This window comes from Klebsiella oxytoca (assembly GCF_009707385.1).
Lineage (GTDB): Bacteria > Pseudomonadota > Gammaproteobacteria > Enterobacterales > Enterobacteriaceae > Klebsiella > Klebsiella oxytoca_C.
On sequence record NZ_CP046115.1, the window covers coordinates 1,424,375 to 1,448,896 of the forward strand.

Annotated in this window: 26 protein-coding genes, 1 tRNA gene and 3 pseudogenes; 18 read left to right on the forward strand and 12 right to left on the reverse strand. The window is 51.5% G+C overall.

All coding sequences use genetic code 11. From position 1 onward, the window contains the following. The first annotated feature begins 3 nt into the window (after positions 1-3). Genes GJ746_RS06615 through GJ746_RS06625 form a run of 3 tightly spaced genes read left to right on the forward strand, consistent with a single transcriptional unit; the run spans position 4 to position 2,979 of the window. Positions 4-1,263 (forward strand): DUF1116 domain-containing protein, encoded by a 1,260-nt coding sequence (locus GJ746_RS06615; protein ID WP_154679470.1) that lies wholly within the window; start codon positions 4-6, stop codon positions 1,261-1,263. A 9-nt stretch (positions 1,264-1,272) separates the two neighbouring features. Continuing rightward, positions 1,273-2,076: a DUF2877 domain-containing protein gene (locus GJ746_RS06620; protein WP_154679471.1), complete on the forward strand. Its 804-nt coding sequence runs from the start codon at positions 1,273-1,275 to the stop codon at positions 2,074-2,076. Between the two features lie 9 nt (positions 2,077-2,085). Next, the gene (locus tag GJ746_RS06625; protein ID WP_154679472.1) at positions 2,086-2,979 is read left to right on the forward strand and encodes a carbamate kinase; all 894 of its coding nucleotides are present in this window, start codon (positions 2,086-2,088) and stop codon (positions 2,977-2,979) included. Positions 2,980-3,177: 198 nt separating this feature from the next. On the opposite strand, the gene purK is transcribed toward GJ746_RS06625, so the two are convergent. The 5 genes from purK to ppiB form a co-directional block, all read right to left on the reverse strand. After that, the gene (gene purK, locus GJ746_RS06630; protein ID WP_154679473.1) at positions 3,178-4,245 is read right to left on the reverse strand and encodes a 5-(carboxyamino)imidazole ribonucleotide synthase; all 1,068 of its coding nucleotides are present in this window, start codon (positions 4,243-4,245) and stop codon (positions 3,178-3,180) included. Next, positions 4,242-4,751, reverse strand: a complete 510-nt coding sequence (gene purE, locus GJ746_RS06635) for a 5-(carboxyamino)imidazole ribonucleotide mutase (protein WP_154679474.1) — start codon at positions 4,749-4,751, stop codon at positions 4,242-4,244. Before purE ends, purK begins: the two co-directional genes overlap by 4 nt. A 96-nt stretch (positions 4,752-4,847) precedes the next feature. After that, positions 4,848-5,183, reverse strand: a complete 336-nt coding sequence (locus GJ746_RS06640; RefSeq protein WP_413773427.1) for a hypothetical protein — start codon at positions 5,181-5,183, stop codon at positions 4,848-4,850. A gap of 100 nt (positions 5,184-5,283) precedes the next feature. After that, complete coding sequence (gene lpxH / locus GJ746_RS06645) at positions 5,284-6,006, reverse strand: UDP-2,3-diacylglucosamine diphosphatase (RefSeq protein ID WP_154679476.1); 723 nt, start codon at positions 6,004-6,006, stop codon at positions 5,284-5,286. A gap of 3 nt (positions 6,007-6,009) precedes the next feature. Further along, entirely contained in the window at positions 6,010-6,504 is a 495-nt protein-coding gene (gene ppiB / locus GJ746_RS06650; RefSeq protein ID WP_154679477.1) for a peptidylprolyl isomerase B, read from the reverse strand. A gap of 174 nt (positions 6,505-6,678) precedes the next feature. Here ppiB and cysS point away from each other — a divergent pair, with 174 nt between their 5' ends. Both cysS and GJ746_RS06660 read left to right on the forward strand, forming a co-directional pair. Beyond that, a complete protein-coding gene (cysS, locus tag GJ746_RS06655; RefSeq protein WP_154679478.1) occupies positions 6,679-8,064 on the forward strand; it encodes a cysteine--tRNA ligase in 1,386 nt (461 codons plus the stop codon). A 45-nt stretch (positions 8,065-8,109) separates the two neighbouring features. Then, on the forward strand, positions 8,110-8,565 hold the full coding sequence (locus GJ746_RS06660; protein WP_154679479.1) for a hypothetical protein: 456 nt from the start codon (positions 8,110-8,112) through the stop codon (positions 8,563-8,565). A gap of 8 nt (positions 8,566-8,573) precedes the next feature. Here GJ746_RS06660 and GJ746_RS06665 read toward each other — a convergent pair whose 3' ends face one another. From GJ746_RS06665 to GJ746_RS06675, 3 genes are read right to left on the reverse strand one after another with little or no spacing between them, the layout of a single operon-like run. Further along, on the reverse strand, positions 8,574-9,383 hold the full coding sequence (locus GJ746_RS06665) for a DUF2145 domain-containing protein (protein ID WP_154679480.1): 810 nt from the start codon (positions 9,381-9,383) through the stop codon (positions 8,574-8,576). Then, positions 9,380-9,817, reverse strand: a complete 438-nt coding sequence (locus GJ746_RS06670; RefSeq protein ID WP_154679481.1) for an STM0539 family protein — start codon at positions 9,815-9,817, stop codon at positions 9,380-9,382. The genes GJ746_RS06665 and GJ746_RS06670 overlap by 4 nt, the downstream gene beginning before the upstream one ends. Before the next feature lie 2 nt (positions 9,818-9,819). Next, positions 9,820-10,362 carry a metal-dependent hydrolase gene (locus tag GJ746_RS06675; protein WP_154679482.1) on the reverse strand — a complete coding sequence of 181 codons (543 nt, stop codon included), beginning with the start codon at positions 10,360-10,362 and terminating at the stop codon, positions 9,820-9,822. Between the two features lie 135 nt (positions 10,363-10,497). Between GJ746_RS06675 and GJ746_RS06680 the strand changes: the two genes are divergently transcribed. Further along, on the forward strand, positions 10,498-10,692 hold the full coding sequence (locus GJ746_RS06680; RefSeq protein WP_154679483.1) for a hypothetical protein: 195 nt from the start codon (positions 10,498-10,500) through the stop codon (positions 10,690-10,692). Here GJ746_RS06680 and ybcJ read toward each other — a convergent pair. Then, on the reverse strand, positions 10,668-10,880 hold the full coding sequence (gene ybcJ, locus GJ746_RS06685) for a ribosome-associated protein YbcJ (RefSeq protein ID WP_154679484.1): 213 nt from the start codon (positions 10,878-10,880) through the stop codon (positions 10,668-10,670). The genes GJ746_RS06680 and ybcJ overlap by 25 nt on opposite strands. Before the next feature lies 1 nt (position 10,881). Continuing rightward, a complete protein-coding gene (folD, locus tag GJ746_RS06690; RefSeq protein WP_154679485.1) occupies positions 10,882-11,748 on the reverse strand; it encodes a bifunctional methylenetetrahydrofolate dehydrogenase/methenyltetrahydrofolate cyclohydrolase FolD in 867 nt (288 codons plus the stop codon). Between the two features lie 342 nt (positions 11,749-12,090). Between folD and GJ746_RS06695 the strand changes: the two genes are divergently transcribed. From GJ746_RS06695 to GJ746_RS25355, 8 genes and pseudogenes are all read left to right on the forward strand, one after another. Continuing rightward, positions 12,091-12,167, forward strand: a tRNA-Arg gene (locus tag GJ746_RS06695). A 552-nt stretch (positions 12,168-12,719) separates the two neighbouring features. Further along, positions 12,720-12,854: pseudogene (locus GJ746_RS06700) on the forward strand (DNA damage-inducible protein I); the annotation flags it as partial. 44 nt (positions 12,855-12,898) lie between these two features. Next, a pseudogene (locus GJ746_RS06705) lies at positions 12,899-13,231 on the forward strand (RusA family crossover junction endodeoxyribonuclease); the annotation flags it as partial. Next, positions 13,228-13,359, forward strand: coding sequence for a YlcG family protein (locus tag GJ746_RS06710; protein WP_154679487.1), 132 nt, complete (start codon positions 13,228-13,230; stop codon positions 13,357-13,359). The pseudogene GJ746_RS06705 and the gene GJ746_RS06710, both read left to right, overlap by 4 nt. Positions 13,360-13,364: 5 nt before the next feature. After that, positions 13,365-14,180: an antitermination protein gene (locus GJ746_RS06715; protein ID WP_154679488.1), complete on the forward strand. Its 816-nt coding sequence runs from the start codon at positions 13,365-13,367 to the stop codon at positions 14,178-14,180. 326 nt (positions 14,181-14,506) lie between these two features. Continuing rightward, positions 14,507-15,337 (forward strand): hypothetical protein, encoded by an 831-nt coding sequence (locus GJ746_RS06720; RefSeq protein WP_154679489.1) that lies wholly within the window; start codon positions 14,507-14,509, stop codon positions 15,335-15,337. Between the two features lie 263 nt (positions 15,338-15,600). Continuing rightward, on the forward strand, positions 15,601-16,299 hold the full coding sequence (locus GJ746_RS06725) for a hypothetical protein (RefSeq protein WP_154679490.1): 699 nt from the start codon (positions 15,601-15,603) through the stop codon (positions 16,297-16,299). 179 nt (positions 16,300-16,478) lie between these two features. After that, positions 16,479-16,762 (forward strand): annotated as a pseudogene (locus tag GJ746_RS25355) (phage holin family protein). A gap of 600 nt (positions 16,763-17,362) precedes the next feature. On the opposite strand, the gene GJ746_RS06730 reads toward GJ746_RS25355, so the two are convergent. Further along, on the reverse strand, positions 17,363-18,277 hold the full coding sequence (locus GJ746_RS06730; protein ID WP_154679491.1) for a LysR substrate-binding domain-containing protein: 915 nt from the start codon (positions 18,275-18,277) through the stop codon (positions 17,363-17,365). A gap of 454 nt (positions 18,278-18,731) precedes the next feature. On the opposite strand from GJ746_RS06730, the gene GJ746_RS06735 reads away from it, so the two are divergent. The 4 genes from GJ746_RS06735 (at position 18,732) to GJ746_RS06750 (ending at position 23,014) form a co-directional block, all read left to right on the forward strand. Then, the gene (locus tag GJ746_RS06735; RefSeq protein ID WP_154679492.1) at positions 18,732-19,898 is read left to right on the forward strand and encodes a M20 aminoacylase family protein; all 1,167 of its coding nucleotides are present in this window, start codon (positions 18,732-18,734) and stop codon (positions 19,896-19,898) included. A gap of 5 nt (positions 19,899-19,903) precedes the next feature. Beyond that, positions 19,904-20,191 carry an anaerobic C4-dicarboxylate transporter family protein gene (locus GJ746_RS25495; RefSeq protein ID WP_195908806.1) on the forward strand — a complete coding sequence of 96 codons (288 nt, stop codon included), beginning with the start codon at positions 19,904-19,906 and terminating at the stop codon, positions 20,189-20,191. Then, a complete protein-coding gene (locus GJ746_RS06745) occupies positions 20,188-21,243 on the forward strand; it encodes an anaerobic C4-dicarboxylate transporter family protein (protein WP_195908807.1) in 1,056 nt (351 codons plus the stop codon). The genes GJ746_RS25495 and GJ746_RS06745 overlap by 4 nt, the downstream gene beginning before the upstream one ends. Positions 21,244-21,466: 223 nt before the next feature. Next, complete coding sequence (locus tag GJ746_RS06750; RefSeq protein ID WP_195908808.1) at positions 21,467-23,014, forward strand: amidase; 1,548 nt, start codon at positions 21,467-21,469, stop codon at positions 23,012-23,014. Positions 23,015-23,132: 118 nt separating this feature from the next. Here GJ746_RS06750 and sdaA read toward each other — a convergent pair whose 3' ends face one another. Next, on the reverse strand, positions 23,133-24,497 hold the full coding sequence (gene sdaA, locus GJ746_RS06755; RefSeq protein ID WP_154679496.1) for an L-serine ammonia-lyase: 1,365 nt from the start codon (positions 24,495-24,497) through the stop codon (positions 23,133-23,135). Between the last annotated feature and the right edge of the window lie 25 nt (positions 24,498-24,522).

Here is a 24,522-nt window from a genome sequence, read left to right on the forward strand (position 1 = left end):
TCTATGTTTACATCAGTGGCGCAGGCCAACGACGCAGTAATAGAACGAATTCGTAATGCACGTCCGCACTGGCTGGATGTGAAGCCGGCGGGTTCTTTAATTGCGGCGCTGAATCAGAATAAAACGTTGCTCCACGCCGGGCCGCCGATGCGCTGGCAGGAGATGACTGGTCCCATGAAAGGGGCCTGTATTGGCGCATGCCTGTTCGAAGGTTGGGCGGCGGATGAAAAAACGGCCCATGCGATGCTGGAAGGCGGCGACATTACCTTTATTCCCTGCCACCACGTTAACGCCGTAGGGCCTATGGGCGGGATTACTTCGCCGAACATGCCGATGCTGGTGGTGGAGAACGTCGCCGAAGGCAACCGCGCGTATTGCAACCTGAATGAAGGGATTGGCAAGGTGATGCGTTTCGGCGCCTACGGCGAAGACGTGCAGCAGCGCCTGCGCTGGATGCGCGATGTGCTGATGCCGGTTCTTAGCGCGGCGCTGAAGCAGATGGAGCGCGGTATTGACCTGACCGCGATGATGGCGCAGGGCATTACCATGGGCGATGAATTCCACCAGCGTAATATCGCCACCTCCGCGCTGCTGATGCGCACGCTGGCGCCGCATCTGGCGCGCCTCAATCACGACAAACAGCAGATCGCCGAAGTGATGGATTTTCTTGCCATCACCGATCAGTTCTTCCTCAACCTGGCGATGGCTTATTGTAAATCAGCGATGGACGCCGGAGCGCAGATCCGTGCGGGCAGTATCGTCACCGCAATGACCCGCAACGGCGACATGTTCGGCATTCGCGTCAGCGGGCTGGGCGAGCGCTGGTTTACCGCGCCGGTCAATACGCCGCAGGGGCTGTTCTTCACCGGTTTCTCGCAAGAGCAGGCCAACCCGGATATGGGCGATAGCGCGATTACCGAAACCTTCGGTATTGGCGGCGCGGCGATGATCGCGGCCCCAGGCGTGACGCGTTTTGTCGGCGCGGGCGGAATGGACGCGGCGAAATCCGTTTCCGAAGAGATGGCGGAAATCTTCCTTGAGCGCAATATGCAGCTGCAAATTCCGGGCTGGGATTTCCAGGGGGCTTGTCTGGGGCTGGATATTCGCCGGGTGGTTGAAACCGGCATTACTCCGCTGATCAACACTGGGATCGCTCACAAAGAGGCGGGGATCGGCCAGATTGGCGCCGGGACCGTCAGAGCGCCGCTGGCCTGTTTCGAACTGGCGCTGGAAGCGCTGGCGGACGAGCTGGGCGTGAACTGAGGAGGCGCGATGGAGACGATTCATCCGCTGATAGGCAGCATTGATGCGCCGGATCATCGCCAACCCTGGCGAACCGGCGGCCTCTGGCAGCGCACTATCAATCTCTATGTTGAAGGCGGCGCGCTGCTGACGCTTCATCATCGGGGGCAGGGGATTAGCCCCGGCGGATGGGTATTACGCCATCGCGATTTTATCCGCTTACATGCGGCGCTGCGGGCGGGGGCTTTACCGCGAGCGCGCGATAACGGTATTCAGATCGGTGACCTGTTGCTGTCGCCACCGTGCCGGCGCTGCTCCCTGCGGCTGCGTTATCAGCCTGATGGCGCTTATCTGCCGATAGCGCTGGTGAATCGCCCAGAGGAGACCGGGCTATTCGGGCCGCTGTCGCAGGCTATCGAGCTGCCACAGCATTCCGAGCTGCGGCAGCTTCGCCACTGTTTTGCCTCCGCGCTGGCCGGCAGCGCTGTCGACTGGCGGCTGTGGCTGGGTAAGGGGCCGGGCCTGACGCCGAGCCTGGACGACATGCTGATCGGCATGATGCTGGCGGCGTGGTGTGCGGGGCAAATGTCCCGCCACGGCGGGCAAACTTTCTTTCGCGCTTCCGGCGATCTGCACGCCGCCACGACGCAGGTGAGCGTCAACTATCTACGCTATGCCAGCGAGGGGCGCTTCGCCTCGCCGCTTATGCATTTTGTTCAGGCGCTTCAAACCAGGCGACGTATTGAACCCGCCGTTGATGCTTTGCTGGCGATGGGGCACACCTCCGGCGCCGACACGCTTCTGGGATTCTGGTTGGCGCAACATCTTATTTAAGGACTTTTTATGAAAACGCTGGTTGTTGCCCTTGGCGGCAACGCTTTATTGCAGCGCGGGGAAGCGCTGACCGTAGAAAATCAGTACCGCAATATCGATAGCGCGGTTCCCGCGCTGGCGCGTCTGGCGCAGAAGTATCGGTTGGCCATTGTGCACGGCAACGGGCCGCAGGTGGGGCTGCTGGCGCTGCAAAATCTGGCCTACGGCGACGTTGAACCTTATCCGCTGGACGTGCTGGTGGCGGAGAGCCAGGGCATGATTGGCTATATGCTGGCCCAGCGTCTGGCGCAGGAGTCACAGATGCCGCCGGTATCGACGGTGATGACGCGCATTGCGGTGGCGTCGAACGACCCGGCTTTTTCATCCCCGGAGAAGTTTATTGGCCCGGTTTACGATCCGGAGCTACAGGTACAGCTGGAGGCGGAGTACGGCTGGACGATGAAGCGCGATGGCAAGTACCTGCGCCGGGTGGTTCCCTCGCCGGCGCCGGTAAGGATTGAAGAGAGCGAGTCGATTGAGCGCTTGCTGGGCGAGGGGCACGCGGTGATATGCTGCGGTGGCGGCGGGATCCCAGTGCTGGAATGCGGGCGCGGCGCGGAGGCGGTGATTGATAAAGACCTCGCCGCCGCGTTGCTGGCTGAGCAGATTGATGCCGATGGTCTGGTGATCCTGACCGACGCGGATGCGGTATATGAACATTGGGGTACCCCGATGCAGCGACCGATCCGCGAAGCGACGCCGGAAGAGCTGGCGCCTTTTGCCCGTGACGACGGCGCGATGGGACCGAAAATCGCGGCGGTAAGCGGTTACGTGCGCCGCCGGGGCAAGCGAGCATGGATTGGCGCACTGTCGCGCATCGATGATACCCTCGCCGGGCTGGCGGGAACCTGCATTAAGCCCTGATGCACAGGTGAAATCAAGCGGCGAAGCAGACTCTGAAATATCGTGCGCTTTTTCCCCGGGGGCGGCGCAGAGCGCCTTGCCCGGGCTACGGGGTCTTGCGGTTTGCGGATTTGGTCGAATGGCTACGGGGCGAATGATTGGGTCTGGTAGCCCGGCTAAGGCGCAGCGCGCCGCAAGCCGGGATTGCGGGAAGCAGGATTACGCCAGCTGCGCCTGCGCCCAGAAGATACCGCTGGTGTATTCCGCCGGCAGCAGCGGCTTCAACGCTTCCAGCGTCGCGCTCAGGCGGTCGGTATCGCTGTCGGTCAGGTTCAGGTGCCCGACTTTACGCCCCGGACGCACCTCTTTGTCGTACCAGTGCAGATGCACCAGCGGCAGCTTCAACCAGTCATAGTTGAGATCGGTACCGATAAGGTTGATCATCACCGACGGGCTGTTCACCACCGGCGGCGGTAGCGGCAGGCCGGTAATCGCCCGCAGATGCAGCTCAAACTGGCTAATTGACGCGCCGTTCTGCGTCCAGTGGCCGCTGTTGTGCACGCGCGGCGCCAGTTCATTAATTAGCAATCCATCGGCGGTAACGAAGCACTCCATCGCCATCACGCCAACGTAGTTAAGTTCGCTCATAATTGCCGACAGCATCTGCTCGGCCTGCGCCTGCTGGCGGGCATTGGCCTGCGGAAAAGCGACGCTGGCGCGTAAAATACCGTCCTGATGCAGATTGCGGGTTAGCGGATAGAAGACCGTAGTGCCATCCTGAGCGCGTGCGCCGACCAGCGAGACTTCGCCGGAGAAGTTAATCCCCTGCTCGACGATACACTCGCCGTAGTTATCATCCGGCAGCTGCGCGGTTTCATTTTCCCGCAAACGCCACTGGCCGCGACCATCGTAGCCGCCGACGCGACGCTTAACGATCGCCAGCTCGCCGAGGCGGGCGAATACCGCTGGCCACTCGCTTTTATCTGCCAGAAGCTGCCACGGCGCGGTGGCGAGTGCCAGTTTATCGAACAGCTGCTTTTGCGTCAGTCGGTCAGCGATAATCGGGAAAACGTCGCGGTTGACGAAAGCGGCATGACGCGCCAGCTCGCGGGTCAGCGCGGTTTCCGGCCAGCGTTCAATCTCCGCGGTGATCACGCTTTGCTGTACCGGCACCGCTTGCGGGTCGGCTTCCAGACCGACCGGCCAGACCGCTATGCCCAGCGGCTCGCCGGCCTGACGCAGCATTCGGCCTAGCTGGCCGTTACCGAGAACGCAAACCTGTTTCATGCCGCACCCCGCGGATCGGGATTATCCAGCACTTCATCGGTTTGCGCCTGTCGCCAGGCGCTGAGGCGCTGGTGCAGTTCCGCATCGTGCTGGGCGAGGATCTGCGCCGCCAGCAGGGCGGCGTTGGCGGCACCGGCTTTACCGATGGCCAGCGTACCAACCGGGATACCGCGCGGCATCTGGACGATGGAGTAGAGGCTGTCAACGCCGCTCAGCGCCGCACTTTGCACCGGCACGCCTAAAACCGGCACCAGCGTTTTCGCCGCAATCATGCCCGGCAGATGCGCCGCGCCGCCAGCACCGGCAATAATCACCTGAAAACCGTTCTCTTCCGCGCTCTCGGCGAAGCTGAACAGTTTATCGGGCGTACGGTGTGCGGAGACCACTTCGACATGGTACGGAACGTTCAGGGCATCAAGGATTTCTGCGGTAAACTGCATGGTAGCCCAGTCGCTTTTGGACCCCATCACGATGGCGATACGCGCCGAATTATTGCGGGAAGACATGCGTCTTAAAACTCCTGTGGGTGTGTTTCACACTGCTTTAGAGGGCACAGAGAATAGCATGAACTCCCGGCAAGGAAAACGGTTGCGTGCGCATGGTTAGCCGTCTTTTGTCTCTTCGTCATTTGATGAAACGCGCTGATTATGGGCTGCGGTCGCGCTGGCAAAAAAGGTGAAAACCAGCACCAGTCCCCAGGGCAGCATAAGGATGCTCATCACCAGCATGTATATTTGCACAAAGCGCTCATCATGCGGCCGCGTACAGAGCAGATAAATCGCGTAAAAATAGATTCCCCATAATAAAACCGCTAGCCCCATTATGGACAGCGAGCCGAAGTAGATAAGCACCAGACCAAAATAGCTGGCGGTAATCGGGCCGATGACGGCGATAACCATGCCCCAAATCAGGGACTGACTCCATTTTTGCATGCTCATTCCTTGAGAGTGATTTGGCGGAAAATTAACCTGGCAGGAGAGAGTAAATACAGTGTTTCTGCAGCCGGAAGGTGTTTTTCAGAATAGTGCTTGCAGGTCATCAGAAAGGAAAATGAATCAGCTCCACCTCTTCCGGCGTGACTTTGACCATGGAGCCTTCGCTATGCCATGCGCCGAGAACCACGCGATAAGCGGTTTTGCCGTTAGCTTCCAGTTGATGAACGGCAGGACGGTGAGTGTGTCCGTGAATCAACCACTGGACGCGATGCTTCTCCATGACGTCAACTACCGCCTGAGGATTCACATCCATAATTTCCATCGATTTACTGCTGTTAGCGGCTTTACTGTCGGCACGCATTTTGGCGGCGATACGGCGGCGGATAAACAGCGGCAGGGCCAGAAACAGGCGCTGGATCCAGGGGGTGTGAACCTTCGCGCGAAACGCCAGGTAACCCGCGTCGTCGGTGCAAAGGGTATCGCCGTGCATAATCAGCACCTTGCGTCCGTAAAGGTCGAGAAGTTTTTCTTCCGGCAGCAGGGTCATCGCGCTTTCGCGGGCAAAGCGCTTACCGACGAGAAAATCGCGGTTACCGTGGATGAAGTAGCAGGGGACGCCGGATTCGGCTAATGCTTTGAGCGCAGCGGCAATTTGCTGATGCAGCGGGTTCGGATCGTCATCACCAATCCAGGCTTCAAACAGATCGCCGAGGATATACAGGGCGTCCGCCTTGCGGGCTTCACCCTGTAAAAAACGCAGAAAACCGGCGGTAATCGCCGGTTCTTCCGTTTGCAGATGTAAATCTGCAATAAAAAGTGTCGCCACGAATTATTCGCTGACGGTGACGCTTTTGATCACAACATCTTCTTTCGGCACATCCTGGTGCATGCCGCTGCGGCCGGTGGATACCGCTTTAATTTTATCAACCACGTCCATACCTTCTACGACTTCTGCGAATACGCAGTAGCCCCAACCCTGCAGGCTTTCGCCGGAAAAGTTGAGGAAGTCGTTATCGGCGACGTTGATGAAGAACTGTGCGGTGGCGGAGTGAGGCGCCTGAGTACGGGCCATCGCCAGGGTACCGCGGGTGTTTTTCAGACCGTTGTTTGCTTCGTTCTGAATTGGCGACTTGGTGGTTTTCTGATTCATGCCCGGTTCAAAACCGCCGCCCTGTATCATAAAGCCGTTGATAACACGGTGGAAAATAGTGTTGTTGTAGAAGCCTTCACGACAGTAGTCCAGGAAGTTTTTAACTGTTTCCGGCGCTTTGTCGTCAAACGTCTTGATTACGATATCGCCATGATTGGTGTGGAAAGTAACCATTTTTGCATCCTGTTCCGATGATTGTGGTGCCCGCACCCGGAGTCGGGTGAGATATTAGGGGGGTGTTATAGCATAACCGCGGGGTTGGATCACCTTGCAATGTGTGCTGCTTCGGGGTTGAATTAAGGTTAGAATACGCGACTTATATCCACACACGTCTACACGGAATCTTCGATGTTAAAAATTTTTAATACACTGACGCGCCAAAAAGAAGAGTTTAAACCTATCCATGCCGGGGAAGTTGGCATGTACGTGTGTGGTATTACCGTTTACGACCTCTGTCATATTGGCCATGGCCGTACCTTCGTCTCCTTCGACGTGGTTTCTCGCTACCTGCGTTTTCTCGGCTATAAGCTGAAATACGTGCGCAATATCACCGATATTGACGACAAAATCATCAAACGTGCCAATGAAAACGGTGAAAGCTTTGTTGCGCTGGTGGATCGTATGATTGCCGAGATGCACAAAGATTTCGACGCGCTGAACATTCTGCGCCCGGATATGGAGCCGCGAGCCACTCACCATATTGCGGAAATCATTGAGATTACCGAACAGCTGATCGCCAAAGGCCACGCGTATGTTGCCGACAACGGCGACGTTATGTTTGATGTGCCGACAGACCCTAATTATGGCCAGCTGTCGCGCCAGGATCTCGATCAGCTGCAGGCTGGCGCTCGCGTTGATGTCGTAGACGTGAAGCGTAACCCGATGGACTTTGTGCTGTGGAAGATGTCGAAAGAGGGGGAGCCAAGCTGGCCGTCTCCGTGGGGGGCTGGCCGTCCGGGCTGGCACATTGAGTGTTCAGCCATGAACTGCAAGCAGCTGGGCAACCATTTCGATATTCACGGCGGCGGTTCGGATCTGATGTTCCCGCACCATGAAAACGAAATTGCTCAATCCACCTGTGCCCACGACGGCGAGTACGTGAATTACTGGATGCACTCCGGGATGGTGATGGTTGACCGCGAGAAGATGTCCAAATCGCTGGGCAACTTCTTTACCGTACGCGACGTACTGAAGTTCTATGACGCGGAGACCATTCGCTACTTCCTGATGTCTGGCCACTATCGTAGCCAGCTTAACTACAGCGAAGAGAACCTCAAACAGGCGCGCTCAGCCCTGGAGCGTCTGTACACTGCGCTGCGCGGAACCGATAAGACCGCGGAACCAGCCGGTGGCGAGGCTTTTGAGGCGCGCTTTATTGAAGCGATGGACGATGATTTCAACACCCCGGAAGCTTACTCGGTGCTGTTCGATATGGCCCGCGAGGTTAACCGCCTGAAGGGCGAAGACGCTGCGGCAGCCAACGCGATGGCGGCGCATATGCGTAAGCTCTCATCGGTACTGGGCCTGCTGGAGCAGGAGCCGGACGCTTTCCTGCAAAGCGGCGCGCAGGCGGACGACGGAGAAGTGGCTGAAATCGAGTCCTTGATCCAGCAGCGTCTGGACGCGCGTAAAGCGAAAGACTGGGCGGCGGCGGATGCCGCGCGTGACCGTCTCAACGAGATGGGCATCGTGCTGGAAGATGGCCCGCAGGGTACCACCTGGCGCCGGAAGTAATCAGACGCGGCGGCCCGGGGCGCCGCGTATTACAGGGATGTCGTTGTGAAAAAATGCCTTATCATGCTGGCATTGTTGTCGGCTATCTGGTGTTTGTACCGCCTGTGGAGTGTGAGCGAGTTTGAACGCAATGGGCAGTATCTTTCTGCCGATATCATTGATGTTCACGGTACCGGCGGCGGACGTGTCTCTCCGGGCTGGGTCGCCAGCGTCCGCTATCGTTTCAACGATAAATCGTATGTTATTCGTGATTTGACCGCGCTGGATTTGGGAAGCTTTCCCCAGGTCTACGCCACGGAACCACCGCGGGATAAAACCGTCTGTGTGATAGTGATGGCTGATGCGCCGCAGAACGCCATTGCCTGTCGTGATATTGCTAGCCAATACCGTAAGTGGTGTGTTGCCCTGGCAGCTTCGCTGGCGAGCGCGTTTTTTATTTTCCTGTTAAGCGTCTATGCCGCCGCAGGTTCACGACAGCCCGATGAAGACGAGGAGAGCTAGCCCTTTCATTATGGCTGCCAGACGCAAACGGCATCACCTAAATTCAAATGATCACACTCGGATATTGCCCGACTGTAGCGGGCAAGAAAACGAATCACGCTGTCCCCGCTGTTGAGCCCAACCTTGCCCTCTCGTAACAGATTTTTTGGCTGATCGTCGGTGAAAACGTTGGGAGCAAACAGTTTCGCCCCTAATCGTTCGATAGCGCTGGCGCTGACGACAGAAGGTTGATAATCCTGAAGTTCAAGCCAGCGGCGGGCGTCGTCACGCGACCAGATATTGCCATCGTTGGCGCGGGCGAAAACCTCCAGCAGCCAGCCGTTTGAGTTCTGATAGGGGCCGGAAAAGGGCCACGCGATCAGATTGTAGCGGGGGCTATGGAACAGATTAAGCTTAATGGGGCTGTTTAAAAGCGCCTGTAGCGCCGCGACAAGCCCCGCTCGCGGGCGCAGAATCACAATCTGCGGGCTTTTCAGATCGTCCGCCAGAAATTCATACAAACCCTGCACATAAAGCGATGATTCGGCGCTGCCGCAGGTGTTTAAATTATGATAAACCCGCCAGCTATCATCCGGCTGGTGCATGGCATAACCGGCGTGTGACCAGGTTAAGTTTCTGCTGGACATATCCTGGCCCTGGCGCACGAGAACGACGACGGATTCTGGTTGGCTGTTCAATACCTGCCTGAGCTGCTGTGCCTGATGCATCGTCGCCGAGATAGTTTCTGGCGAGGGGGCATCGATGGTGCAGTCCGTGCTATTAGCTTTAGCGCTCAGTGAAACGACGCTGAGCCATAAGGCGAGTATTAATCGTTTCATTTTGCCGATAAAGGCTGGTTGCTGGAGAGGGCGGAATCCTCCTGATTAACCATATGGGCCAGAACTTTTCCCTCTTTTTTGAGATAAGCTCCCGTTCCCTCAGGTGCTTTTTCGAGGGTGATTTTATCGCCCGCTTTGAGATTGCCATCTTCAGCGGCTTTTAGCGGGAGCTTCAGCTGCACCTCTTTTTTGCCGGCATCCTGCGCCTTCAGCAACGCCGTGTTCTTCTTTTTATCTTTTTCGACTGAAGTCATAACCAGTGAAACCGGGAGAAGCACAGGGGAGAGGATAATCCCGCTGACCAGCGCAGAGCTGCCGATACTGACGGCCGCAGAAGAGGCGGCATACCAGCCGCTGGCGGATAATTCGTCGCCATAAGAGATGGGAGAAAATGTGAACAGCGCCAGCGTGGCGGTAAGTATAAATCTACGCATATTCAATCCTTTGTATTCTGTACAGTGCTTCTGTAGATCCAGAGGCATAGACCCATTACGACTCCTGGCAGCCAGACCCACTGTAGCTCCGAAATAATGACCTGATAGCCGTATGGCGTTGCGTATCGCGATAAAGCAAAGGGGGCGACTTTAATCATCTGCCAGGGCGCAAAGAAGCGCTCGTCCAGCCACGGCCACAGCCAGCCTACGCCTTTCCCGCCGGTGGTAATCGAGTCCAGCAGGCTATGCGACAGCAGAGAGGTTGTCAGAAATAGCCAGCTGCGTACCAGCCCGACGCGAAACCATCGTCCCGCCAATAATACGCAAAGCAGCGGGATAATAAACGCAAACAGCAGTGAATGGGTAAAACCACGATGACCAAAGACGTTACCGTAGGCGACGCCGAGCTTAAAAGAGAGCACGTCTGCGTCCGGCAACATGGCAAGCGCGACGCCTGTCAATAACAGACGCGGTGGGATAATACGAAGCCCCAGTCCGGCACCAAGGCATAAAGGCACGGCGGCGTGGGTAATGATAGTTGGCATATGACGTGATCCCGAAAAATGATTGGCATTATCCCCTGTGCGTTATGTAAAGGCACGCCCTTCAGATTCTGATTTTGGGCAAATGGATGGATTACCGCCCTGGCGTGAAGCTAAACATCTGAGGGGAGAAGGCGTATGCGGAAGGTGGCGCTGGTTACCTGGCGGGTTGACTATGCGGCGGCGATTCAGAAGATTGCGGCATTTCTGCCAACGACTAACGTGCTTGCGCTGACAATAATGGTCAACGAAATGCTATTTGTCGGGCGAGGAGAAATTTCAGGCGCCGGGAGACGGCGCCTGTACTTTTACTCGGTAACAGTAACGCTCTGACCTTCGAAGCTGACCGTTTGACCAGCGACGATTTTACAGCGTTTGCGGGTTTCTACCGCGCCGTCGACTTTGACCAGACCATCGGCAATGGCGAGTTTCGCCTGCGCGCCGCTTTCGCTCCAGCCTTCCAGCTTCAGCAGGTCACACAGTTCAACGTGCGGATGTTTGCCTAAAGAAAAATTCGCCATCTCAGGCCTCCTGGATATCGTGATACTCTTCGCACGCCTGCAGCGTGTTCTGAATAAGGGTAGCAACGGTCATCGGGCCGACGCCGCCGGGAACCGGCGTGATATAAGACGCGCGCGCGGCGGCGTCTTCATAAACCACATCGCCAACCACTTTGCCGTTTTCCAGGCGATTAATGCCGACATCAATGACGATGGCGCCTTCTTTAATCCACTCGCCCGGAATAAAGCCCGGTTTGCCCACCGCGACGATCAGCAGGTCGGCGTTTTCGACGTGATGACGCAGGTTTTTAGTAAAACGGTGGGTGACGGTGGTGGTGCAGCCTGCCAGCAGCAGCTCCATGCTCATCGGACGTCCGACGATGTTGGATGCGCCAATGACCACCGCGTTCAGGCCGTAGGTATCAATGTTGTAACGCTCGAGCAGGGTGACGATGCCGCGAGGGGTGCACGGGCGTAGACGCGGCGCGCGCTGGCACAGGCGACCAACGTTATACGGGTGGAAACCGTCTACGTCTTTGTCCGGCGAAATGCGTTCAAGGACTTTGACATTATCAATGCCCGCCGGCAGCGGTAGCTGGACCAGAATACCATCAATGGCGCTATCGGCATTCAACGTATCGATAAGTTCCAGCAGCTCTGCTTCGCTGGTGGTTTCCGGGAGATCGTACGAGCGGGAGACGAAGCCTACCTCTTCACACGCTTTGCGCTTGCTGCCGACATAAATCTGCGATGCCGGGTTGCTGCCGACCAGCACGACGGCTAACCCTGGAGCACGAAATCCGGCTGCAACGCGAGCCTTCACTTTTTCCGCAACCTCAGAGCGTACCTGCTGCGCAATCGTTTTACCGTCAATAATTTTTGCTGCCATCAGAGAGAGGATTCCATCTGTATCTTTACGAAAGGGGGATGGCGATATTTTGTCAGAAGCCAGCCCCGCTGTCAGTCTTCGTTTAAGATTTTATCTTTCTTTGGCGTCGCGGTGGCTGAAAAACGGGTTTAGTCGTACGGCGGGATGAGCAAAAAAGAGCATAGCGACTGAAGAAAAGTTAACGTGCAGAAACAGAAGGTTGGATAAACTTTATACGGTTTTTGCCGCATAACCCGTCAGGTTACGCCGACAACTGCGGTTTCGCGGCAAAATACATTGACTCATCAGGCGTGGACCGTATAATTCCGGCGATTGCATATCATGAAGTCCCCGCTTCTCAATGCGCCCTTAGCTCAGCTGGATAGAGCAACGGCCTTCTAAGCCGTAGGTCACAGGTTCGAACCCTGTAGGGCGTACCATTAAAATCAAATAGTTACTCCTGAGTACACAAAAAAACGCGACCTGAATGGGTCAAGTATTAAGTTTTTTGCTTTCGCTACCCAATCCTCGTAAACCCTTTCGCTCCAACCAGGAAGAATCCCGCTGGGTGTGCGCTCTGGAGCCGGAAATTCCTCCCTCTCACATACATTCTCAAAAGAGTCGGCTTACTCTTGCCAGTCAGTTTGCACATTTCTTTAATGCCAGTACATCGCGTCGCCATTTTATTCCTCACAAACTCTTAATGCGCTGACAAGCAGCCCGTTTTATCTGGCCCATAAACGCCAGTTCTTCGCGGCTAACATAGCTTATCAGCGGGCTGTTCCAGGTAAGGAAAAACCTGCGAACAACCCGAACCATACAAGCCTGAGGGTTAACTGGCAGGTCTGGTAAACCGCCTATGGACGGCTTTACACGAATAACATGGTGATTAATAAGGTTTTTATCACAAATAATCGTTTCAAGATTGCGCTATCGAGTATCAGGGGGTATAAATACTGTATATTCATACAGTGATTGAGTGAGGAGGAAAAATGCGCGTTGAAGTATCGATCGACCGAACCAAAAAGTTACCTGATGGCGCCATAGGCGCGCTGCAGGTTGAACTGCAGAAACAACCGGTTGAAAACGTTGAGAAGTGCGTGGTTACGGTAAAAAGAGCCGGAGCAGAGGGTTTATCTGTTACCGGCGCAGTGACGTTTATGGATAAACAGCGGGTAACCGCTATTACTGGCATAACCGCATGCGAGCGCATATTAGCGCCCACGGCGCAGCTTACCGCGAAAATATCCGTCTGCTCACCTGCCAGACAATGCTGGATTTCGCCACACCCACGTCCCTGCGGGTCCGTATTGAATACTACATGCCAGACCGGCGCAGACGTGACCTGGACAACCACCAGAAAGCAGCCTCTGACGCGTTGATAAAGGCCCGGTTTGGGCTCGATGACTCTCAGGTTGTCGATTACCGCGTAATTAAGATGCCAGTTTGTCCGGGCGGCAGGCTGGAACTGGTTGTTACTGAACGGGAGCCGGAAGGCATATGAACAAGAAAGTCATTCAAGTCATCCGCGAGCGCTGGCAAAAACTGCGCCTTTTTCGGCACCGTGGAACCATTCTGGTTGGTTATCGAATACTGAGAAACTTTGTGCGCATCTATCAGACCCTGGGATAAATAGCATGAAACTTGAAGCGTCATTAAAGTATTTCAGCCCGCAAGGTATGCATATCAGCGACGAGGTGAAAGGAACCTCTCCGGATCATCTCACAGGCGCTGATGTTATGGTGGCTATTGGTGCCACCAGCAGTAGGGCGCGGTTCGGGCTGGCGGCGTTCTTTGGTAAATCAGGCATCAGCAAGACCGATGAGCAGCTGGTGGTTCAGACGCTGGCGAGATATGCCATTGAGACAGCGCCAAAAAACGTGCGTAAAGCTGCTGGTGATTCGCTGGGGCGCTGCTGTCTTGTGCTGGCGCAGTTTGCCTTTGCTGAGTATTCCCGATCCGCAGAAACAGCGGGAGCCTGTAAAGTTTGCGGTGGTACCGGGAAGCAGCAGACCACCAGTACGCAACGAAAGGTTTCATACCCGTGGGGTAAAGCACCATATTGGGCGAAAAGGTCCCGGGCAGTTCGTCCGTCTGACTGGGAAAAATGGACAGAGGTAACAACTACTATCAGCGCCAGTTGTGAAGCCTGTGATGGCAAAGGGAAGATAAACGCTCTCTGCCGCTGTGGTGGTTCCGGTCAGGTGCTGGACCGTAAACGGTCCAAAGAGTACGGGGCTCCGCTTTATAAAACCTGTGAGCGCTGTTCAGGAAAGGGCTTTTCAACGATGCCATCTACGGCTGCCTACAAAGCGATACTGACGCTGATTCCTGATCTGCATGTCAGAACATGGACCCGTAACTGGAAACCGTTCTGTGATGTGCTGGTGGATATTTGTTGGAAGGGCGAAAGAGAAGCGGATAAGGAATTTCAGCAAGCTACCAAATTTTAAACGATGTCGACAATATTTCGTTTTTTAGCTACAAAAAGCTTGATTTTGTCCGAAGTTGTCGTGTATGATTTAAATCATGGAGTATATCGCCTGTAGGGGATTCGCTCCAGATAACCCGCCACTGAGCGGGTTTTTTTGTATCTGAAAATCACGTATTTCCCCCTCTCAGTTCGATTTTTTATGTTGGTTACTCTAACCAGAACCATCTGTATTTAATTTCGCTGAAAGGTTGCTTAATCAGTTGAGTATGCGTGGATCAAGTCAGGTGTTTTTTAATCAGTTAACTAATTAATCAGCCACGGCTGGTGATATAAAGGAGTAGTATTATGGCTCAGATTCCTCCATTACTTGAATCAGGAATTGTCATTGGTGGTGACCTGGAAGAAGATAAATGGATTGTTATTCCCTACGATGAAATGAATGTTTCAGCTAAATGTAATTTCCCGAAAATTGTTCATACCGGTTATAAAGGATTGGTATATGGAGATGTTCTTCCAACTTATTGGGATAATGTTGCTTACCCTAATGAACCATTTATGCCCGATGAGTCACCGGGAGAATTTGTTACGACTGGGAAAGAGTCGACAATATGGGCGGGCAATGGTTCATCCACTGTGGCCATGGGTGAGCAATCGCAAATTATTATCGGTATTAATTATAGCCCTGAAGACGAAGAAGAACACAGTATTAATGGTTGTAAGGCGTTTACTCTTGGTGATTCCTCAAATGTCCGATTTAAAAACCCACCGGGCAGAGATAACTTATTAATCACCGCTGGCGTAGATAGTTATATTGATCTTGGAGAAGCCACCAAATCTGTTGGAATAGTCGCGGGTGATAACAACACTCTTTATGCCCGCGACTCTGATGATAATGTCGCAATAGCCACGGGGGATAATTGCGAGGTTATTGCAGAAACTACAAATAATACGGTTGTCATAACCGGTGAAAATTCTAGAGCTGCAGTAGGCGAAAATGGTATTATTTTTGCCTCACGTATTCTTGAGTCTTTCACTATCGGTGAGCGTGGTGTGGCCTCGGTGGTGTGGCACGATGGTGAGCGTAATCGTCTTAAAGTCATTTATGAGGGGGAAGATGGTATTGAAGCTGGAAGATATTACAAGATTGATGAGAATGGGGAGGTGATTGAATTATAAATTAGCTGATACTAAAGATGCACATTGATGTGAGTCCTCAAATGCTAAATTAATTTCAATAAATATTTTATATTCAGTGTTAAAGGAGACTCTGGTGGGTATCCTTCTCTGAGTACTACATAATTATTCTGCAAATTAAAGACCCGCCTGCCTGGCGGGTGATACTTTTTCAGGCTCACGGGAATCCTCATCGATATATTAATATATATTCAAGCCCGTTAAGCCAGACCTGTTTTATCAACCAAAAAACAAAAGGAATCGATATGTCTAATATTAACGCTCCAATTGAAGGTGCAGTAATGGTTGGTGGCACTATCGGTAACGGTGGTGTGGCCTTTTCCGATGGTTTCCCATCTGTGGTCGGGAAATCCTCGCCTGTACGCATTGTTCACTGCGGGAATTATGCAACCGTGTATGATGATATTATTCTCGCTGATGGTGAGCCAGGCAGTGAGGACGGTTTTTACATTCCTGGTGCAAATGGTATTATTAGTATCATCGGCTATGAGAGCAATATTAAGGCCGGGAATATGTCACGTACAAGTGCATTGGGTGACAATTCACAAATTGAACTCAGTTATATGACCGAACCCTCTGTTCCTGACTACGGCTTGAATGAATCTACAGCCTATGTAGCAGGTAGTGCATCCCGGATTATTGCTCGTGATGTGGTGAAAAATTCAACGCTGATTTCTTCCGGTGCGACAAACCAGATTTCAGATGAAGGCTCGGATAACACCATTATTTGTACTGGTAGTGATGCGGAAGTTATTACTGGTGAAAACGCGTTGCTTGTGGTTACCAGTAATAAATGCTCTTTCACTCCTGGTGTCGGTGCTGTGACTGTTTTTTGCTGGAAAGATGGTGATGTTAAGCAAGTAACGATTGCGCGCGAAGGTGAGAACGGCATTTCTGCAGGCACACAGTACGTTTTCGAAAATGGTAATATCCAGATAGGTTAATAATATTTAGCAAAAGGCATCAGACTGATGCCTTTGACTAAGTATTTCATCTTCTCAAATTTCAAATCTATTATTCATAGATGATTGAAGGTCTCACCGCCTCAATTCGGTTATGTCTGACGGTTTAATTCTTTCAAACCGCTAACACCCCGGACCGTCGGAGGTAAGCGACGATAAAAATGTTCAACAACCCTCATTCCAGGCCGGACTGGCTGGAATTATTCCAGAGTTGGGGGCGCGGCGAGACCCCACTGGGCGCTGTACTGTTTTCCGTGGTTATGGTTGCCTTGGTATCGCATATAGCGACGGCGGCCGGAAAAAGATGTTAGTTACTCTGCGGCGCGTTAACGCTGACCTTTACCTCAGCGCTGGAACATATTGACTGGCGTCTGTTGCGATTGGTAGCGGAGTGGGTTTTGTCGGTGGGGATAGTCGCTTATCACTGCTGGTGGCGAGTCAATAGAAGATGAGGCGCTTGATGATGTTGAAGTGCTCGGCGTTGCGACTCACGAGAGCAACGATATGAGGCAGGATGATGGTCATGTTTGATGACGGGTGACATATCAGTGACACAACAGCGTCACTGATATGTCATAACATGCCTGTTTTGTCAGTGTAAATACTAATTAAGTAAATACAATTAGTTAAAAATGATATGCGTTATTATAAGTCTCGGATCACAGGTTCGAATTCTGTAGGGGCTTATCAACTTCCTCCAGCCACTGATTTTTCTTTGTGGAACATATTTGGGGCATTTTCCTCAAAATCGAGTCAATTTGCCGCGTATGTTCGGCTAAACGCTTAGATGCTTGATTGACGTCTCGAACTACCATTTCTCTATACTCCTGAGAATCTATTCATCAGCTCAGGTGCTTCGTTCTTATGACGGTGATGAGCCGTTCAATCCTGGCAAAGCGTTCAACAAAGACGATTTGCCACTCTCGAGAGTTCTCCCCTTAGCGCTGTTTAAACCGAATCTGTGTTGAGAATCTGCACTTATCAGGTTTCACCTTAAATTCATCAACCACCTCTCCTGTGATGCCAGTTATTCTGGCAATGTTTCTCAAGTTACAGAGCTTCGCTTTCTGGTCTGACTTTGAACCCGAAACAAATGAATAAGTTTCTGCACTAATGGAGGCAACGGCCTGTTTTTCCGGCAAACAATATAGTAAACGGCGGGAGGAAGACTCAAACCAATATTAAGAGGGACAATGGCATGGTCGTTCTGCTCGCTTTGATTGAGCACACGAGGAAGAACGCTCAAACAGTCCGTTTTTTTCATTAACTCAATCGCGCCTGAAATATTATTAATATAGAACGAAACCTCAGGGTTTAAACCGCTTTCCTTCAGCATATGTAGAATTTTTTGATGATAACCTGAACGAGTTATTGGTAATATCCAGTTCTGATTTTCAAGCTGATTTAAAGTCGATGCTGTGACCAAAGGGTGAACTTTGCGGGCAAAGATAGCGTAGTCGAGTGTAAATAACGCTTCGAAATCGAATTCGCCGTTATGCATCTCCGGATTGGCTGTATTAATGCAAAAGTCCAGTTCGCCGTTTCGCAAACTATTTAGTAATGCATCTACCTGTTCTTCATAAATATACATTCTGGCTTCAGGAAAGTCTTTTCTGAACCATGCCGCGACTTGCGGAAGAATGCTCAGGGCGACGCTTCCCCCCATGCCAATGCTTACTGAACCATTAAATTTTTCTAGCTGTTGGCGGATACCATCTTGTGCCAGTTCCAGCTCTTTCAGGATCAGCTTGGCATGATTGAGAAAATATTCACCATAAACCGTTAGCGAAATACCGTGAGAGTTCCGCTCCAGCAACGAGACGCCCATTTGATTTTCAAGGTCTTTAATACTTCGGGTAAGCGCAGGCTGTGAAATTCCCATTGAACGGCTGGCTGCGCGGATACTGCCTCGTTCAGCCACTTCTTTTAATGCCCTAAGGTGAGTCATTTTTACCGACATCAAACATTCCCTTTTTTACCAGCTTAAGGTTTTTTATCAACATTGGAAGCAAAGGTAAATATCTCAATAAATTTAAACGACGATAAGTAGTTAAATAATAACGTCAGGCAATCAATAAAACAATATAATAACCTTATATTATCAACTCGATTACTTCAGATGATAGCTATATCACATAAATGATAGTTTTAAATGGAATGGTTGTGATTCATGTCACCTGTTACCGCTGATGTCTTCTTGTGAAAAATATAGATAATTCAGGGTGTTAGCGTTTCTTTTTTGCTTTTTTATTTCTTCATGAGGCCGTTTGTTTGATAACGGAAAAGTATCAGCAAAAAGAAAATAACATCTTATGTAAAAAATCAAGAAAAAATAAAATTAATGGACGGCATGCGGTGGTGAATAAACATTTAAGAAATGGAATGTTTTATTTTATTTTCAAGTGAGGATAGCTATGTTCCAGGAATTGAACGACTGGTTTGATGATTTTAAAAAAATCCGTCACGATTTGCATTCACATCCAGAAATTGGTTTCAATACCTTACGTACTAGCAATATTGTTGCTGATTATTTAACAGAATGGGGCTTTAAAGTTCATAAAGGCATTGGAAAAACTGGTGTGGTAGGGCAATTAAAGTGCGGCTCTGGAAGTAAAACTATCGGTTTACGCGCTGATATGGATGCGCTTCCTATGGAAGAAAATACTGGTTTGCCTTATTCAAGCACCATTCAAGGCGCCAGCCATTCCTGTGGTCACGATGGCAACACTACCATGCTCCTTGCAGGGGCCCGGCTGTTGGCTAAGCGTAAAAATTTCAACGGTACGCTGAATGTCATTTTCCAGCCGGCAGAAGAAGGACAGGGCGGGGGCCCTGCGATGATCGGGGATGGTTTGTTTGAACGCTTTCCCTGCGACTACGTTTTTGCCCTGCACAGCATGCCAAATGCTGAAAATAATAAAATGTTTTATGTTCAGCCAGGCGCCATGCTTTCTTCTTCCGATCGAGTCACGATCAATATCACTGGACGAGGTGGCCATGGCGCTGAGCCACAGAATACTATCGATCCCGTCGTTGTAGGGGCCACCGTGGTCCAGGCCTTACAGAGTATCGTTTCACGTAATACTGCACCTAAAGATCGCGCCGTGGTTACGGTGGGTTCATTTTTGGCTGGTCGTGAAGGTTCTTACAACATCATTCCTGAGACAGCTCAAATGCTGCTTAGTGTGCGCAGCATGGATAATAGTGTCAGGAAGATGATCATCGAAAATATTCAACGCATTGCCACGCATGTATGTAGCGCGATGGGAGCTAAAGCTGAAGTATGTGTGCAATCCATTGCTCCTGCGGTAGTTAACGATTCTTTTGCTGCTAACCTGGCACGCGAGGTCGGGATTGACGTATTTTCCGAAGAGGAGTGCCCTCAATCTTTCCAGCCGTATATGAACAGTGAAGATTTTGCTTACATGCTCGAAGCGTGTCCCGGTGCTTATGCACTATTGAATAATGGTAACACTCCAAACTGTCATCAGCCTGATTATGACTTTAATGATGACCTGATTTTACGGGGCGGTACTTATTGGACAGCATTGGTTGAACGTTATCTGAGGGAACAAGAATAATGATAATGCTAATACTGGAAGTTTTAATTATGGCCGTACTTGTCATCTACGGTCTGAAGATCGGTGGAGCCCTTGGAGTAGGAATACTCTCTATCCTGGGCTTATTTATTATGATTTTTATCTTTCAGATACCAATCGGAAAAGCGCCGGTCATACCGGTAATGATTATTTTAGCGATTGGTATTGCGGGAGGGTTGCTAGAAGCCAGCGGCGGTCTGGATTATTTGGTGCATCATGCAGGTAAATTAATCGAAAAAAAAAACCATCGGCTATTACTTTTGTTTCTCCTTTGATTATTTTTGGTTTTGTTTTTGGTATCGGAACGGCAAATATTACCCTTTCTCTGGAGCCGATTATCGCGCGTACTGCGCTGAGAGCGGGTATTCGCCCTGAGCGCCCGCTGGTGACTTGCGTCACTGCTGCTAATATGGCGTTAGTCTGTTCACCAGCGGCATCATCCGCTATTGTAGCGTTTGGTTTTTTGAATGGTTATGCCGGATACACCTTTGGCCAGTATTTGACGATTGCGCTCCCCGCAGCATTAATTTCCACGCTGGCATTAAGCGTATTTATGTCTTTTCGCGGTAAACCATTGGATAAAGATCCCGAATATCAAAAGCGTTTATCCGAAGGCGCGATACCGTTTGAGGCGGTGCGCGATGGGGCGGATAAGGGCAAGGAGCCAGTGTTCACACGCCAACAAAAATTATCGGTCTTAGTTTTTTTGCTAAGCGTGGCGCTGATTTTGATATTTGGTACTAATGAATCTTTACTCCATGCGCTAACCACGGCCAACGTGGTTGATGGCAAAGAAGTCTTTATGTCAGCAACCTCAACGGTACAGATATTTATGTTCCTGGCAGCAGCAGCGATTATTTTTCTGACAAAAATGTCCCCTGCGGTAATTTACAAGACGAAGATTTTTACCGCCGCAATAGGAGCCGCTATTGCAGTACTCGGCCCAGGTTGGTTAGGCGCGACTATTTTTCAATCACCGGAAAATTCAATCGTGCTTGAACAGAGTGTAGGTAGCCTGGTTTCCGTTGCTCCGTGGTTTATTGTCATTATTTGTGGCGTTGTCGCTACATTTGTAATGTCACAAACGGCGATAATTTCAATTATCTATCCGTTAGCGCTCGGGCTTGGCGTTCCCGCAGGTTTTATGGCTGCAATGATTCAGGCTGTTAACGTTAATTACTTTATACCCGCACAGCCAACCTTACTCTTTGCTGAGGAAATTGATCCTACTGGCTCGACACAAAAATACCGATTCTGGTTACCGGGCGTGTTTTCACTAATCATTTCAATTGCGGTTGGCACCTTCATGTGGGAACTGGTGTTATAACTACGGCGATAAACATGGCTGAGAATTTTGCAGCCTTTTTATAAGTTCAGGGCCTATCCTTGCAGGCGCTATTGGCGTAGATAGCTTGCATACTAAAGGTATTCAGTAACTTTAACGTACAAACGGTATACGGGGTTACTACCTTAGCTTAATGGTGCAAGTAAAAAAGTCTAATGGGATAGGTTCATAATCGCTTTATGTTTATATATAAATGGACAATAAAATGAGAAATTTTTCACTTTCGCTGATTGGCTCGGCTATTATGATATTATGTTCATCCAGTGCCAGCGCTTTTGACTGGTCTGAAGCCACTATAGAACAGCTGCATCAATCATTAAATAATAAAGATATTACCTGTGAAGAGGTCGTGCAAGGTTATTTAAAGCGTATTGATGCTTTTGACAAAAATGGTCCAAAGCTCAATAGCTTTATTACCGTTAATCCTGAGGCACTGATTGTGGCCAGAGAAAAGGATAAACAATTAGATAAGCATCAGCCACTATTCTGTGTTCCGCTGGTGGTAAAAGATAATATAAATACTAAAGATATGCCGACCTCGTTAGGATCGTCTGCCTTAAAAAATAGTCAGCCACCTGCTAATGCGAAGGTTGTTGATAATTTGATTAATCAAGGCGCAATTATTCTGGGCAAAGCAAATCTGGATGAGTTTGCTATCGCCATGCTTGGCCTCTCTTCAGCTGGCGGGCAAACGCTTAACCCTTATATTTTAACCAATGGTCCCGGCGGCTCTTCCGGCGGGACTGGTACAGCTGTCTCTGCCAGCCTTGCGATGGTTGGGCTAGGAACCGATACTGGTGGGTCTATCCGCATACCCGCCGCAGTGGCTGGATTAACAGGTATCCGTCCCAGCCGGGCTTTGTCTGAGCTTACTGGCGTTGCCCCTCTTTCTAAAACACAGGATACGGTTGGCCCGATGTGTCGGAAAGTTTCGGACTGCGCGCGGATTTTAATGTTCACCGAGGCCTGGTCCACGCCGGAACGTAAACAGCAAATCATGAATGCAGCAGTAAAAGATGGTTTAAAAAATGCCAGAATTGCTCTGATTTCCGGCATGTTTCCGCAAAGGACAAAGGATAATCGAACCTATTACCAGGTTATCGATAGTGCTTTAGAGGCGATGCGTAATGCCGGAGCAACGATTGATATTGTTTCATTACCTGAACAGGAACAAATCATCAATGGCTTTAAAAGCCTGGCGGGTTATGAAATCAAACAGGGGTTAAATGAATACCTGACCAGTTGGTCTTCTGATAAAGATGGTCATCCACGAAGCTTTGATGAGATATTAACCCGCAGGGGTTACGCGCCGACTACGGAAGAGTGGCTGACGCTCTATAACAGCTTAAGTGATAAACGTAATGACGATCCTGTGTATAAAAAAAATATTCAGGGACGAGCGGGTTTTATTCGCGCGCAGTTGAACAGGGTAATGAACGGAGAAGTACAGTATGACGCGGTACTCTATCCCACGCTTACCGAATTAAATATGCCGATTGGTAAAAATACAGAAGGACGTAAAAATGTTGGTTTAAGTTCGTTTTCTGGGCTACCAGCAATTTCATTTATGGCAGGGATGACCCAGGATACGCAGCCTCAGCCCGTCGCCCTGGAATTTTTAGGTCAGGAATTTTCGGAGCCGAAACTGATCGGCCTGGTACATGGATATGAGCTCCATCATCCAGTCAGGGTTGCCCCTGCGATAGCGCCGGAATTGAAAAGTGCTCCTGTCTCAGCAGACAAGAAACCTTAACGTACTATTTATAATCGAGCATCCATTAAAGTTAAAAGCCACCTTTGGTGGCTTTTAATCTGTCCCCTGTAAACCAGACTATTGCTGCTTCAGGATTTCTATCAGGCACACCAGGTGTTTAGTCGCACTGAACTTTAATAGCCAGGCCGCCGCGCGACGTTTCCCGGTATTTGGCGTTCATGTCTTTACCTGTCTCATACATGGTCTCAATGACTTTATCGAGCGAGACGCGCGGCTCGCTGGTGCGGCGCATCGCCATCCGGCTGGCGTTAATCGCTTTAACGGAAGCAATGGCGTTACGTTCAATGCACGGTACCTGCACCTGTCCGGCCACCGGGTCACAGGTAAGTCCCAGGTTATGCTCCATGCCGATTTCCGCCGCCACGCAGACCTGCTCAGGGCTGGCGCCGAGGATTTCGGCCAGGCCCGCGGCGGCCATCGAACAGGCCACGCCGACTTCGCCCTGGCAGCCCACTTCCGCCCCGGAAATGGAGGCGTTCATTTTATACAGCGTACCGATAGCCCCCGAAGCCAGGAAGTAACGAATATAGATATCCGGGCTTACGGGCTCGATAAAGTGGTCATAGTAGGCCAGGACCGCCGGCACGATACCGCAGGCGCCGTTAGTGGGGGCCGTCACCACGCGTCCGCCGGCCGCATTCTCTTCATTGACCGCCAGCGCGAACATATTGACCCAGTCCACGACGTTCATGGGATCGTTAGAGAGTTTTTCGCTGGCAACCAGCATCCGTCGCAGCGCCGGAGCGCGACGAGGAACGCGCAGCGGGCCGGGCAGTACGCCCTCGGTATTCATACCGCGTTCAATACAGGCGCGCATGGTCTGCCAGATATGGGCAAAATAGTCTTCAATCTCTTTTTTGCTGTGCAGAGCCAGCTCGTTCTGCCTCACCATCCCGGAGAGCGACATGCCGGTCTCTTTGCAGTAGCCCAGCATCTCCTGCGCGGATTTAAACGGATAGGGGACGCGCAGCTCGCTGGCGCTCTCTTTACCGAAATGCTCTTCATCGACGATAAACCCGCCGCCGATGGAGTAATACGTTTTGCTGTAGATTTCTTTCTCGCCGGCCCAGGCATGAATGGTCATTCCGTTTTCATGCAGCGGCAGGTCGTCGCTGCGAAAACGCATGCCGTCATTCTGCGGGAAATCGACTTCATGCTGCCCGTTCGCCAGCAGCAGGCGTCCGCGCGCTTCAACGTCGCGCATAAACGCCGGGATCGCGTCAATATCGACCGTGTCGGGCTGATTGCCCGCCAGTCCCATAATAATGGCGATATCCGTATGGTGGCCTTTGCCGGTTAATGACAGCGAGCCGTAGACGTCAACCGCCACGCGCGTCACTGCATTAAGCAATCCCTTTTCGACCAGGTCATCGACGAACTGTTTACCGGCCTTCATCGGCCCGACAGTATGGGAAGATGAGGGACCGATCCCCACCTTGAACATGTCGAATATACTAATCACGCTAACACTCCTGACAGGGTTGCCG